12 protein-coding genes are annotated in these 14,265 nt (G+C 40.8%); 8 read left to right on the top strand and 4 right to left on the bottom strand.

What is annotated here, in order from left to right; genetic code table 11:
• The first annotated feature begins 1,440 nt into the window (after positions 1-1,440).
• Positions 1,441-2,616: an RNA polymerase sigma factor RpoD gene (gene rpoD, locus ACQFX9_RS04080; protein ID WP_103139974.1), complete on the top strand. Its 1,176-nt coding sequence runs from the start codon at positions 1,441-1,443 to the stop codon at positions 2,614-2,616.
• 155 nt (positions 2,617-2,771) lie between these two features.
• Here rpoD and ACQFX9_RS04075 read toward each other — a convergent pair whose 3' ends face one another.
• Both ACQFX9_RS04075 and gyrA read right to left on the bottom strand, forming a co-directional pair.
• Positions 2,772-2,951, bottom strand: a complete 180-nt coding sequence (locus ACQFX9_RS04075) for a chlorophyll a/b-binding protein (protein WP_236142204.1) — start codon at positions 2,949-2,951, stop codon at positions 2,772-2,774.
• A gap of 695 nt (positions 2,952-3,646) precedes the next feature.
• The gene (gene gyrA / locus ACQFX9_RS04070) at positions 3,647-6,145 is read right to left on the bottom strand and encodes a DNA gyrase subunit A (RefSeq protein ID WP_427160819.1); all 2,499 of its coding nucleotides are present in this window, start codon (positions 6,143-6,145) and stop codon (positions 3,647-3,649) included.
• Positions 6,146-6,515: 370 nt separating this feature from the next.
• On the opposite strand from gyrA, the gene ACQFX9_RS04065 reads away from it, so the two are divergent.
• A complete protein-coding gene (locus ACQFX9_RS04065) occupies positions 6,516-6,917 on the top strand; it encodes a response regulator (protein ID WP_427160818.1) in 402 nt (133 codons plus the stop codon).
• A gap of 556 nt (positions 6,918-7,473) precedes the next feature.
• Here the strand turns inward: ACQFX9_RS04065 and ACQFX9_RS04060 are convergent.
• Positions 7,474-8,337 carry a tetratricopeptide repeat protein gene (locus tag ACQFX9_RS04060; protein ID WP_236142206.1) on the bottom strand — a complete coding sequence of 288 codons (864 nt, stop codon included), beginning with the start codon at positions 8,335-8,337 and terminating at the stop codon, positions 7,474-7,476.
• 113 nt (positions 8,338-8,450) lie between these two features.
• Between ACQFX9_RS04060 and ACQFX9_RS04055 the strand changes: the two genes are divergently transcribed.
• The 6 genes from ACQFX9_RS04055 (at position 8,451) to ACQFX9_RS04030 (ending at position 13,709) form a co-directional block, all read left to right on the top strand.
• The gene (locus tag ACQFX9_RS04055) at positions 8,451-8,642 is read left to right on the top strand and encodes a hypothetical protein (RefSeq protein ID WP_427160817.1); all 192 of its coding nucleotides are present in this window, start codon (positions 8,451-8,453) and stop codon (positions 8,640-8,642) included.
• A 48-nt stretch (positions 8,643-8,690) separates the two neighbouring features.
• Positions 8,691-9,326 carry a TetR/AcrR family transcriptional regulator gene (locus ACQFX9_RS04050; protein WP_427160816.1) on the top strand — a complete coding sequence of 212 codons (636 nt, stop codon included), beginning with the start codon at positions 8,691-8,693 and terminating at the stop codon, positions 9,324-9,326.
• 167 nt (positions 9,327-9,493) lie between these two features.
• Positions 9,494-9,964: a hypothetical protein gene (locus ACQFX9_RS04045; RefSeq protein ID WP_427160815.1), complete on the top strand. Its 471-nt coding sequence runs from the start codon at positions 9,494-9,496 to the stop codon at positions 9,962-9,964.
• A gap of 435 nt (positions 9,965-10,399) precedes the next feature.
• Positions 10,400-10,747: a hypothetical protein gene (locus tag ACQFX9_RS04040; RefSeq protein ID WP_236142209.1), complete on the top strand. Its 348-nt coding sequence runs from the start codon at positions 10,400-10,402 to the stop codon at positions 10,745-10,747.
• A 94-nt stretch (positions 10,748-10,841) separates the two neighbouring features.
• On the top strand, positions 10,842-12,362 hold the full coding sequence (locus tag ACQFX9_RS04035; protein WP_427160814.1) for an efflux RND transporter periplasmic adaptor subunit: 1,521 nt from the start codon (positions 10,842-10,844) through the stop codon (positions 12,360-12,362).
• A gap of 54 nt (positions 12,363-12,416) precedes the next feature.
• Complete coding sequence (locus ACQFX9_RS04030) at positions 12,417-13,709, top strand: ABC transporter permease (protein WP_427160813.1); 1,293 nt, start codon at positions 12,417-12,419, stop codon at positions 13,707-13,709.
• Positions 13,710-13,793: 84 nt separating this feature from the next.
• Here the strand turns inward: ACQFX9_RS04030 and ACQFX9_RS04025 are convergent, their stop codons facing one another.
• Complete coding sequence (locus ACQFX9_RS04025) at positions 13,794-14,177, bottom strand: four helix bundle protein (RefSeq protein ID WP_427160812.1); 384 nt, start codon at positions 14,175-14,177, stop codon at positions 13,794-13,796.
• Positions 14,178-14,265: the final 88 nt, after the last annotated feature.

Raw genomic sequence — 14,265 nt, 5'->3', positions numbered from 1 at the left:
CCGAGGAATTTTTTATTATTCATTAGGTAAAATTGTTTGATAATATACATTAAGAAAATATTAACCTTACTGCTAGCTTTCCCAATGCCAAAAAGCACAAAAATGACTTTGTGTCAAGAGTTTTTCATCAAATTGATTGAATATTATTTTTTATTGCTTTAGTAATTCAAAAAAGTATTAATTTTTGGCTACTAAGCTGTTTAACGCTACCATCAGAAACAGTATTTGTTAAGCTGATATAGCAAAGCCACCAATTAATCAAAATAATCTAACTAGTGTCGTATCTTCAGCATCGAAGATGACAAAATCACAATATTTCCCTGGCAATCAGGTGAATTTATTGCTGTTTTTTAACAAACCACCCCATAGAAAATCACTTTCAAATCTATATGATGACTAAAATCAAGCTTTTGCTTCTCTGATGCAAAGAGGCAACAACAGTCTGTTACTAGCAGGCTAATATGTTCTCTTTTTAACTTGAGAGGGCTAACATTTCATCTGTATTCGATAAAGTTTTGCTTTAAGTTGGCAAAGATCCGGAATCTCAACTGTCAAATCTCTTTTTAATTGATTAAAATATCGTTGGATACAATAATCAAAGTTTGTCAAGATTCAGAGGTTTGAAATCTCAGCATTGCGCTAATGTGTGAATAAGGCTGAATTCCTGACATCTCAATTAACTATCACCAGGGTAGTTTCCACCTCCCTTACTAACTAGTAAAAGAGATTGACACACAAGAAGTTCAGTCTTTCAACACAAGAGCTATCTCCGATTGGTGTCTTGATTTAGTGGAAAGTCTTACCCAATTCTCCGGACTAACACTTTTATGAAGGAAATGTAAAAATGGGTGACTCAATGCTGCCGGACTAAGTTAACATGAAATACACTATTTCTAGGTGATTCATGTTTTACATAATACCAGAAATTGTGTGAAGACAGCTTTAAATTCCAGCGAATGTAAAGATAATGCCACTGCAATTCCCAAAAACTTTAGAGAAAATTTAAGTGCATCACTACCATGTTTTATGTCTTTTTGATAGTAGTGGCTTTACCTTGCTTAATGACTTCATGATTAACACACAAAAAGAGTGCAATTTTTGTGAAACAGGCTACAATCGGAACAGTCTTTATAGGAAAATATGCCAACAGTCATAATTTATTTCTATGAAGTGGTAGATTTTTTATCAAGACAAGTCTTTTTTGATACAAGCCAGTTATACAGTTGCCAACAACAGCAAAAATGTTGGCTTCGCATGAAGTGAGTAAGCTACTATCCAGTAAAGCTATTCACATTCGTAATGGAAGAGCAAAACTTCCTTTCAAACATCAGGGAAATCCATCTAAAACCCTATTTTTTTCTTTGTTAACTAGCTCATTTTAAAAAGAGCAGTAACCAAATCTTGAGTAATTGATTCTGCAAGGAGCATGAGGAACGCGGCATGAACCAGGCTAACAACGTACTCGATAGCATTTATCAGCCTGACCTAGAAATAATGAATCAGCCTGAAGAAATCGAGTTAGAAGACCTCTTAATTGATGACGAGGAGGACTTGCTGCTTACCGATGAAGGCGAAATTGATGATTTTTTAGAGCCTCAGTCTGATGAGGACGACGCAAAGTCTGGAAAAGCCGCTAAATCGCGTCGTCGGACACAAAGCAAGAAAAAGCACTATACCGAGGACTCGATTCGTCTTTACTTGCAAGAAATCGGTCGAATTCGGCTGTTGCGTGCTGATGAAGAAATTGAATTAGCGCGGAAAATTGCCGATTTATTAGAGCTAGAACGGGTGCGCGATCGCTTGCAAGACCAGCTAGAACGCGAACCAGAATATAAAGAATGGGCGGAAGCAGTCCAACTACCACTATCAGCATTTCGCTATCGTCTGCACATCGGTCGCAGAGCAAAAGACAAAATGGTGCAATCGAACCTACGTTTGGTAGTTTCTATTGCCAAAAAATACATGAATCGCGGTTTATCATTCCAAGATTTAATCCAAGAAGGTAGTCTGGGTTTGATTCGGGCGGCAGAAAAATTCGACCATGAGAAAGGTTACAAATTCTCCACCTACGCTACATGGTGGATTCGCCAAGCCATCACCAGAGCGATCGCGGATCAATCCCGCACCATTCGTTTACCAGTCCACCTCTACGAGACCATTTCGCGAATCAAGAAAACCACCAAGTTACTGTCTCAAGAAATGGGTCGCAAACCCACAGAAGAAGAAATCGCTACTCGCATGGAAATGACCATCGAGAAACTGCGGTTCATTGCGAAATCTGCTCAATTACCAATTTCTCTAGAAACTCCTATTGGTAAAGAAGAAGATTCCCGCTTGGGTGACTTTATTGAATCCGATGGCGAAACCCCAGAAGATCAAGTATCCAAAAACTTGCTGCGGGAAGACCTAGAAAAAGTCCTTGATAGCCTCAGCCCCCGTGAACGCGATGTTCTAAGACTCCGCTACGGCTTAGATGATGGACGGATGAAGACTTTAGAGGAAATCGGACAAATTTTCAACGTCACTCGCGAACGGATTCGCCAAATCGAAGCCAAAGCACTCCGCAAGTTACGCCACCCTAACCGGAACAGCGTGCTGAAAGAATACATTCGGTAGTCAATAGTCAATAGTCAATAGTCAAATTTCCAACTAACTATTTGACTGTGGACTTTGGACTCTTGAATAAACCTGATAAAAACCTGGAAGGTAGTTAATCTTCCAGGTTTTCTATTTATCTATACTTTATCTATTGAAATTACGTGCAGTCGATATTAGAGAACACCCCAGAAGTGCAAGAAACCTTGACCAGAGAGCAGTTCAATTAACACAGCTGCCAAAAAACCGATCATTGCTAAACGACCATTCCAGATTTCGGCTTGGGGAGTAAAGCCCCAACGCCAAGCATTACGGTCTTCAACTACAGGCGCAGAGATTTTTGTTGTGTCTGTCATGGTGGACTCCAAACGCAATTTACTAATGATTGTTGCCGTATGTAAATTAATATAACAATTTTTTTCAAACTAGCAACATTTCTTGATAGTTTTCTGATTTTAAATTAAAGGCAAATTTTCTTTTTATTCAAGACATCGCCTCATACATCCCTCTTTTGACAGATGGAACACACACATTAGCAAGCACTCACTTGCAGTGGTTTCCATAACGAAAGATGAATATTGCAATTATTTATCAATAATTTTAGCAGATGCTTTTGGGAAATTTCAAGTGTAGAGGTTAGAGAAAACAGTAGCTTTCTGGAATTGATCTGGATTTAGCTTGCATAATAAGAGCAGTATTGATGCTCACCTACACCTCATTTAAAACATCCATCAGACTTTCCTATAAAGTATATGACTATTAATAATCTTTGCCATTAAATAGGAGTTTTATCGAATTTTAGATTGCTTCAGCTAATCCAAAAGCCAAAATTGTTTGACTGTTAACTAAGTAGAACGAATAGAAAAAACCAAACTATGTTAGGCAATGTAAAAATAATAGGATTTAGTTCGTAGTAAGGACTTTAGTCCTTTTTTGTTCGCGCAGCGTCTCGTAGAGAGAACTAAAGTTCCCACTACGAACCTTTAATTATTTACCTTGTTCTACTTATCAACAGTCAAACAATTACTTCTGTTTCAAGCACTGTATGAACCTACGATGACTTAACCTCAGCAACTGTAATGATTTTTTCATCACGGTTAAGCTGTAGGACGCTTTCACCTTTAGTGTCTCTCCCGGAAATCGACACTGTATCTGTAGAGATCCGCACTAATCGGTCTTTGTTAGTCACAAGTGCAACTTCGGAATTAGCGATCGCCCCCACCATCCCAACTAAGTTATCTGTTTTGCTGGCAAATTTGATGGCTTGTGTACCCAAGTCCGCACGATTAGCAGCCTTGAGTTGATTTATTGGTAAGCGTTTAGCGAATCCTTCTTCTGTAACTAACAATAAGTGTGTGGCTTGAGTCAAACTCACACAACCCACCATGTGTTGATGTTTGAGGATGCGTAAAGCCTGTAAACCCATCGCGGTGCGTCCCATGATGGCTAGTTGTTCGTCATTCACCGGAAAACGCAGCAATCGCCCGCCAGAACTAGCTATGACTAAATCTTCATCTGATTTGGTGAATTGTGTGAGCAACAATTCATCATCGTCTTTGAGTTTAATAATAGTCACTCCCCGCCTTGTCAGGTTCGATAGTTCACTCAAAGACAAGCGTTTAATTCGTCCTTGTTTGGTTAACAAAACGATTTGCTGAGTTTCTAAATCCGTCGGGAGAATAAAGCGACTCACTACAGCTTCTTGAGTACCTTGAGCTGTACTTGTGAGCAGAGTAATTAAAGGTGTTCCCCGTGGTGAACGCCCTGTGGTGGGGGGGATATCTCCGATTTTGATGGGGTAGAGTTTACCACCACTAGTCAGCACCAACAAATCTTTGTGGGTATCAGTCAATTCGGTTTGAATAATAAAATCATTATCATTTAAACCGTTTTCTAGTTTGGCTTTTTTCCCCGATAATTGAATTCGCCGCACATAACCGCGATGGGTAGATTCTAAAATTACTTCCTCTAGAGGTGCAGTAGATTCTGTTTCGGCTTCTGTACTGGTGGAACTAGCTTGTTTATCTGTACTTTTGGCTTTTGGTAATTCCTCTCCCCCTAACTTAGTTCTGCGGGAATCGCCGTATTTCTTTTTGAGCGATCGCAAATCTTTTTTCAAAGCTTTGAGTAATTCCTTGCGATCGCTCAATAGTTTTTCCAGTAAGGTTATTTGTTCATTGAGTTCTTCAAACTCACGCTGTAGATTTTGCTGTTCTAAACTTGTGAGGCGACGTAAAGGCATAGCTAAAATCGCATCCGCCTGACTCTCACTTAAATCTAGCCGGCTACATAGGGTAATTTTGGCTGTGCTACCGTCGGCGGCTTGTCGCAAAATTTCAATGACTGCATCTACATTCGACAAAGCCGTTAATAGTCCTGAAACCGTATGTAGGCGCGTTTGTGCCTTGTCTAACTCGTAACTATAACGGCGATTGAGTGTTTGTTCTCGGAAATTGAGAAATTCCTGTAAAAGTTGCCGCAAACTTAACTGACGGGGTTGTCCATCGACAATTGCCAGCAGAATCGCCCCAAAGTTAGTTTGTAAAGCTGTTTGGTGATACAAATGTTGGAGGATTTCTTGGGGATTAGTATCGCGTTTGAGTTCGATAACAACGCGCATTCCTTCGCGATCGCTTTCATCTCGAATATCGGAAATCCCTTGGAGGCGACCCTGATTCACCAACTCAGCCACCTTTTCAATCCAACCCGCCTTATTCACCTGATAAGGTAATTCTGTCACCACAATGGCTGTACGTCGCTTACTACCCCGACCCCCAGGAACTTCTTCGACTGTGGCGACTCCCCGCAACACAATCCCACCTTTACCTGTAATGTAAGCTTCGCGAATCCCCGCATCCCCAACTATTTCTCCACCAGTGGGAAAGTCAGGCCCTGGAATTAACTCTAGTAATTTTTCATCTGCTAAATCTGGTTGGTCGATGAGGGCAATTAACCCATCAACAATTTCCCCTAAATTATGGGGCGGAATATTTGTCGCCATCCCCACAGCGATTCCTGCACAGCCATTCAGTAGCAGAAAGGGCAATTGAGCAGGTAAAACAGTAGGTTCTTGCTGGGAATTATCGAAGTTACCCACAAACTCCACTGTTTCTTCGCCAATTTCTGTCAACATCCCCTCATGGCTAATGGGTGCGAGTCGGGTTTCTGTGTAGCGCATCGCCGCCGGTGGGTCATTGTCAACACTACCGAAGTTACCATGTCCTGCTAGTAAGGGATAACGACTGGAAAAATCCTGCACCAGTCTCACCAGGGCATCGTAGACAGCCTGATCACCATGAGGGTGATATTTACCCAATACATCCCCCACAACACGGGCGCATTTCCGATAAGGTCTATCCGGTGTTAAGCCTAGTTCGTGCATAGCGTACAAAATCCGGCGATGCACTGGTTTTAGACCATCACGCACATCTGGTAATGCCCGCCCGACAATCACACTCATGGCATATTCTAGGTAAGACCGTTGCATCTCGGTGTGCAGGGCTGTTGTGATTACCTGTCCCTTAGAGAGAAGGTTTAACTGTTTTGCCATGAGTTTTTTCCCTGAGATTGAACTATACAAAAATCAGTGTTACTAAATAATGCAGCAAACAAAGCATAACGGATGAAATGGGTTTCATAACATAGTCTTGATTATCACGGTATAAAAAGCCGTAGGATCATCCTTGATAATGAGTGTATACATACACTATTAAAAAGGAGATAAGTCTTTTCATCAAATGCTGACTGATGCTCACGACTATAAATTGCATACAGTGCTGTATTCAAGTTAATTGCTATGATGAGATTTCTTAATCGTGAATGTTGGTTTCTGGCTTCCCATTGGCGGTATTCTTATTCAACCAAGGGGATTTTAAACTTTGAGTTGATTTTTCCCCCTTACCTCTATACATAAAGTTCTCATGAAAACTGTTTTGATTGTTGAAGATGATCTCATTAATGCCCGCGTTTTTTCTAAGATTTTGACTAAACGAGGTGGTTTAGGTGTTAAACATACAGAAAATGTAGAAGAAGTGATGAAAATTGCCCATGCTGGAGAAGCAGACCTCATTTTAATGGATGTTTCTCTCTCTAGAAGTGTTTATCAAGGTAAATCTGTAGACGGCATCAAAATTACCCAAATGTTAAAGTCTGATCCCCAAACCGCGAATTTACCTGTGATTTTAGTGACGGCGCACGCGATGGAGGGCGATCGCGAAAATTTTCTCAAACTCAGTGGTGCTGACGGCTATATTTCTAAGCCTGTTGTAGACCATCAACAGTTTGTTGAACAAATTGTGGCACTTCTCCCTAAAGACAACTAATGAAAACTTCAGACATTTTCTGAGGAATATCCCCTCACTAATGTTTCTGATGAACAATTCCTCATTATTTAGTATATACGTACTATATTTATTTCTAATCCGCAAGTAGGAAATTAGTCGCTCATACCAATTTTGGATTTTGCGTTCGCGTAGCGTGTCGAAGACAAAAGTTCTGTAGGCGGGTTTCCCACCGTAGGAAACTTTTCAAGACGGATTTTGGATTTTGGATTAAAAGCCTAGATTCTTAGACTATTCCAGAATCTCGAAACAATACTACCTATCCCAATTCGGTATCAGAAGTTGTCACCCATTCAGGTGCTTCCAATTAAAAAATATACTATCGCTTGAGTGAGTAGGGAAAGCCTGACAAATTTAGGTGCTGGAAAATCTTGCTAACAGGGAAGCGAAGGAGATGCAAGTCACTCGCGAAAAATAAGGGAGTAGAGAAAAGAGGAATTTTTAATCAGGGACTAAATTCCTCACTACTCACTACTCCATGACAAAACGCAATCTATTTTTGCAACTGATCTCTAATTTGTGGGAGTTGATGCGTCAACTATTTCGGCGCATTTTCTTTTTGTTCTAAAGCAGCTTGGATGCGGGGTAATTCCAGGAATTTTTGCGTATCGGACAGTAAGCGATCGCCCCAAAGATTTTCCTTGAGAAAATCTAAATTGGCATAGCGTTGATCAATCCGCAAGGCTGCTTCTCCCAGTGATAACCCCTGTTGGCGATCGCCTTTATAATATAGGGCGACAGCTAGAGCAAGTAATGGTTCTGCGGCTTGCTTATCAATTGCCACAGCATTTTGCCAGCGTTTAATAGCTGCGTCAACATTACCCTGTTCGTATTCAAGTAAGCCAATATTATTAATCGCTGGCCAGAATTTTTGGTCTTGTGCCACAGCTTTGTTATATTGCGCGATCGCATCTGGTAAGCGTCCTACCATGTAGTAAGCATTACCTAAATCAAATAATCCTTCTGGGTCGTTGGGTTTTAACTTTAACCCTGCTTGATAATGTTCTATAGCTGCTGGATATTTTTTTTGTTGAAAATTGGCTGAACCTAACGCAAATAAAACATCTGCATTTTTGGGATTCAGGGATTTGGCCTTATTTAAAGATGCGATCGCAGCATCATAATCTTTTGTTTGCAGCTGCAACCCGCCCAAAAGAAACCAAACTTTGTCATTACCAGGAGCTAATTGACTAGCTAGTCTAGCTCTTGGTAAAGCCAACTCAAACTGTTGAAACTGACCCAGTTGAGCCGCTTCTTGCGCTAAACCCAATCCCTGCTTTTCTAATTTAGCCGTATCTAATTGTAAAGCATGGGGTATTAATGCCTGAGCATGAGCCGTGTTTGGTACACTCCACAAACCACAGACAACTAACAGAGAAACTAACCGAAAGTATTTAGGCACACTACCGCCTCTTAAATCACATATCACATAATCTTTCAGCTAGCTTAAACGATATCCGCTTGAGGTGGCAGGCAAATTTTACAAGTTGTTAGCACAAAAGTAGCAAATAGCAAATGGGGAATAGGCGAGATAAGGTAGACAAGGTAGATAAGGTAGACAAGGTAGATAAGGTAGACAAGGTAGATAAGGTAGATAAGGTAGATAAGGTAGATAAGGTAGATAAGGTAGATAAGGTAGATAAGGTAGATAAGGTAGATAAGGTAGGAGATGAGAAACACTGTTCCCTGTTCCCTGTTCCCTATTGACTCTTGACCCTCGACCAGATAAATTAATAAGTATCCAATTACTTATTTATGGCTCGTACTCCTAAAATCACTAACCAGCAAATCTTAGATGCTGCCCGTGAAGTCTTCCTACAAAAAGGCTTTAGTGGCTCCACCCTAGAAATTGCTCAACGAGCTGGAATTTCGGAAGCATCTATCTTCAAACGCTTCGCCACTAAAGAAGACCTATTTTTTGCAGCTATGGGTATGCCTGATACAGCCCCTTGGATAAAAGAATTAGAGGTTTTTTGTGGACAAGGTGATCTCAAGCAAAATCTAGTTGCTATATTTCTCCAGATTTTGGACTTTTATAGCGTCGTCTTTCCACGTATGATGATGCTCCGCTCTCGTGGTATGGATTTACCAGAGATGAGAGGTAAAAATGCAAAACCTGTTCAAGAGTTAAAAATATTAATGGATTTTCTAGAACGAGAGATGAATCAAGGGCGGCTTCGTTCTTGTGATGCTCAAGCTTTAGCTCATATGATCATGGGTGCATTGATGAACTATGTTTTTTTGGGGCAAATATCATCTCCCATGACTTCACCTACACACTCACCTCAGACGGGAATAGAACTTCATCAATCAGTCAAATCTTCAACAGCCACAAGATTATTTGTAGAAAACTTAGTGGAGATAGTCTGGCAGGGAATTGCACCTCACTAAATAATTGGTGTTGCATGATGAAGGGATGAATTGAGCCAAACCGGAAAATTTCATGAGGTGGCGATCGCCTCTAAACTTAGCAACACCAAGAATGATCGAGCCAACTCAAAATTTTTTTGCTTAATTAATAAGTTAGTGCTTACATTTTATTGCTGAGGGTAATTTTTATGTGGCTACGTCGTGCTTTTCTGTTAGGAATTATCTGCTTTTGTTTTGGGATTAACTTTTTTTTAGCTGCACCATGTCCTCAGTCACAATCATTGAGTTTACCAATGCCTGAGCAAAACTATTTGTGGGAATTTCAATTGATCGAATTATCTCAATTGTTCAATTTGACATTAGAACAGCAGCAGAAACTAGCAATTAATTTTTATCAAAATCAAGAACAAATACTGCAAAATCAACAAATACTACAGCCAGTTGCATCAGATTTAATCACCATGATGATGGGAACTGCTACGGCAGATGAAATCCGTGATAAATACCAACAACTGCAAAATTTATATTTGGCGTTAGATAATATGAGATTTGAAAGTATGTTAATAATACGAGAAATACTTAAACCCGAACAACGTCAACATTTATTTGATATGTTACAGCCCAACAATCCTGAAGAATTTAATTACTCAAAATTATAATCATCTGATTGTATTACTGAAATTACTGGCTGATTGCGATTTGTGCAGTTAAATATGTAGGAGTTGACAGCTATTATCAATACTTTTACATATTTTTAAATATGCGGTAATTATAGCTTTTTTGATTCTGTTGAAGCATCAATGAATGATTAAGCGCAGATAATTTTGGAATTCAGCAGACTGGTAAACACTATATTCCTAATCTTACTAATTACCAAAACTGACATAGAAATGACAAATAAGATGGCCAGATGTCATCAGTCGCTTACTAATGAGGCTATGACTTTTTTCCTACATCAATGCCTATATATTAATGACTTTCTTCACTTATGAGATGGCTAAAACGGCGGTGATAATTACTGGCATAGCCGGATAGATTCCCTACACCGGAACACCAGCAAATAGCAACAACAGTACAAACCAGGAAATATTTTTATGTTAAACCCAAAACGTGCCATCCTCTTACTAGGAACAGTCTTACTTTTTTCGCCTTTAGCAATGGGTACACCAGCACAGGCACAACCAAGAAATTCTCATAGAGCAGTAGTTTACACCAGAGAGTCTTACCCCAGAGTAGTCAGATTGCGAAATGGGGACTACCGATTGTCTAATGGGCAAGTGGTTTCCTCTCGGAGAGTCGTGAGACTACGTACCGCAGGTTACTATAGACTGCCTAATGGGGATATTATTCTTCCTAGTCGAGAAGTTGTTCCTGTAAGAAGAGTAGTAAGACAGAGCAATGGTTTCATTCGATTACCAAATGGTACATTAATTCGACTCTAATTATTGCTCATCAAGGGGCTTTTAGGTTACAGTTCTAGCCTGGCAAAACTAGCTCTGTAACCGCTTTCTGCACAAATTTAATACAGGATTATAAATGACGATTGAAACATCCAACCCTGTAGATACACCAGCATTAGTCACACCAACCAAGAAAAAAAGTAGAAATTGGCTAGCTTGGTTGATTGCTCTGAGTCTTTTAGGTGGGATTGGTTACACCAGTTACTATCAAGTAGCAGTGAGTCCCCGCCAAGAAGCACGGCGCAGAGTTTTGACACAGGCTGTAGAGCGACAAACTTTATCGATCACGGTGACAGCTAACGGTACTGTTAAACCGGAACGCTCGATTAACTTAAGTCCGAAAAATTCTGGTATTCTCAAAAGACTGTTAGTCAAAGAAGGGGATTTCGTCAAACAGGGTCAGATTTTAGCCTATATGGATGATTCCAATCTGCAAGGACAACTCACCCAAGCACGGGGACAACTTGCACAAGCCGAAGCAAATCTGCAAAAAGCCCAAGCTGGGAATCGCCCTCAAGATATTGCTCAAGCTCAAGCCCAATTAGATGAAGCCCTGGCGAATTTGCAAAAAGCGGAAGCGGGAAATCGCCCCCAAGATATTGCTCAGGCTCAGGCGAGGTTAGCGAGTAGTCAAGCTAACTTGCAAAAGGCAGAAGATGATTTTCGCCGCAATCAAGAACTTTACAGTGCAGGTGCGATCGCTCTCCAGGTTTTAAACCAAAAACGCGCCGATCGCGATAGCGCGCAAGCCCAAGTGAATGAAGCAAAGCAAGCTTTAGCACTACAACAAGCTGGTTCGCGCCCAGAAGATATTGCCCAAGCACGGGCTGTAGTCAAACAAAGACAAGAAGCCCTAGCATTACTCCAAGCCGGTTCGAGACGGGAAGATATTGATGTGGCGCGCGCCCAGGTAATATCGGCTCGTGGTTCACTACAAAATACTCAAGCTCAAATTAACGACACTATACTACGCGCCCCCTTTGACGGTATTGTTACCCAAAAATATGCTGATCCTGGGGCATTTGTGACACCTACAACTTCTGGTAGTGCCGTATCTTCTGCTACATCTTCATCTATTTTGGCTTTAGCAGCGACAAATGAAGTAGTCGCCAATGTTTCCGAATCTAATATTGCCAAAATTAGCTTAGGTCAAAAAGTCACCATTAAAGCAGATGCTTACCCTGGCAAAACCTTTACAGGTGAAGTGAGTCAAATTGCAGCTCAAGCCACAGTTGAGCAGAATGTCACCAGTTTTCAAGTCAAAATCCGACTTTCCGACCCCGAAAACTTATTGCGATCGGCGATGAACGTCGAAGCAGATTTTCAAGTTGGTGAAATAGAAAACGCCTTAGTTGTACCTACAGCCTCAGTAGTGCGTCGTGAAAATGCTACAGGTGTGTTTGTTATGGGTGCAAAAGATAGACCAGTATTTACTCCCATAGAAACTGGAGTCACAGCTAATAATTTTACAGAAGTGAAATCGGGACTGACGGGTAACGAAAAAGTTCTGCTCAGTTTCCCACCAGGAACAAGAACCCAATCAACCCCAAGAGGCGGACTGTTGCCAGGGACAGGGGGAGGTCGTCGTTCTCAGTAATGCTGTTAGGGGCATAAGGGCGAGTATGTATAAAAAATCTTTAAATTTAATTATATGATTCAGGGTTTTTACAAGGCGATTCATCCTCGTTCTAAACAGGATAATTCCCGTTCAGTGCCATTTTTAGAAATTTTGTCAATGGCAACGGAAACCCTGTGGAGTAATAAATTACGCACAGGATTGACCATGCTGGGTGTGATTATTGGTATTGCTTCTGTAATTGCGATTACTTCCGTAGGACAAGGAGTACAGAAAAGCGTAGAGCAGCAAATTCAATCCTTGGGAACAAACGTGCTGCAAATCTTAGCGGGATCTGCGAGGAGTGGCAATATTCGTCAAGGTGTGGGTTCTAGCAGTACCTTAACTTGGGAAGATGCCAAAGCGATCGCCCAACAAGCACCCTCAGTTGAAATTGTCTCTGCTTACTTACAACGGAATGCCCAGGTAGTTTACAACGGAGAAAACACAACTACCACCATCTACGGCACAGATTTAAACTACCCAGAAGCCAGAAACACCCACCCCCAAACAGGAAGATTTTTCACACCAGAAGAACTAAACACATCTGCACAAGTGGCAATTATCGGGCCGACAGTGCAGAAAACCCTGTTTGGAAATAGTGATCAAATTATTGGGGAAAAAATCCGAATTCAGGGAGAAGCCTATGAAGTTATTGGCATTATGGAACCTAAAGGTTCTCAAGGCCCAATGGATAGGGATGACCAAATTTTCATCCCCTTGACGAGTATGTCAAAACGTCTAGTGGGTAATAATGCCCTGGCTGGTGTTTCTGTCAGTGGCATTTTAGTCACAGCAGAAAATCAGGAAAAACTAGAAGCCGCACAATTTCAAGTTACCAATATTTTGCGCTTGCGGCACAATATTTACCCACCAGAAGTAGATGACTTTCGCCTAACTAACCAAGCGGATATTGTCAGTACATTTACGAATGTAGTAGGTTTATTTACTATCATGGTAGTAGCGATCGCAGGCATTTCCTTAGTAGTGGGTGGAATTGGGATTGCCAACATCATGCTAGTTTCCGTTGTGGAAAGAACCAAAGAAATTGGCATTCGTAAAGCATTAGGCGCGACAAATTCCGCCATTCTCAATCAATTTTTAGCAGAAGCGATCGTTATTTCGATTATTGGCGGCGGTATAGGGATAGTTAGCGGCGTGTTAATTGCCTTTGGTGCGTCCACTATTTTTAAATTTCCCTTTGTGATTTCAGTCGTATCAGTCATCGTTGGCTTTGGATTATCGCTGGCTGTTGGCTTAGTAGCAGGAGTCATTCCAGCCAGGAACGCTGCCAGATTAGACCCCATCACTGCGTTGCGTAGTGATTAGGAGTGCTGAGTGCTGAGTGCTGAGTGCTGAGTGGGGAGTTGTGAGTATGAGTTATTGGATTTTATGGAATTTATTTTGTAGTGATTACTGTGCTTTTTGCTGTTTTTTTCGCGCAACGGAGAAGCGAAGACCACCAATAATTCTGCCTAATTCTTCTGCTTGAGTTAGAAGTTGATGGAATTTTAATTGATCAAGATAGTGGATATCTAAAGCCACATAGAGTTGAGAACGTAATTCAGCACATGATGATTTAGCTATTGCCAGGAACTGATGAAACTCCCCTAAATGACTTCGTTCAAAGCATTCAGCAATATTAGACATGATAGAAACTGCTGCTCTTTGTATTTGTCCTGATAATCCAAAATCTTTAGCAAACTTACCCTGCTGAGTAACTTGATAAATATCCTGAGTCAAAATTCTCGCCTTTTGCCAAGCTATCAAATCCTCAAATCGTTCAACTTTACCCATTATCAAGAACCACTAACAACTCAAAACCATCAACTGTATCAGTTATAACTCACCACTCATAGCAATTTTGGATTTTGGATTTTGGATT

Origin of the sequence: Aliinostoc sp. HNIBRCY26, assembly GCF_050235535.1 — a bacterium.
Classification (GTDB): domain Bacteria; phylum Cyanobacteriota; class Cyanobacteriia; order Cyanobacteriales; family Nostocaceae; genus Trichormus.
This window is presented reverse-complemented; position numbering and strand designations above follow the sequence as displayed.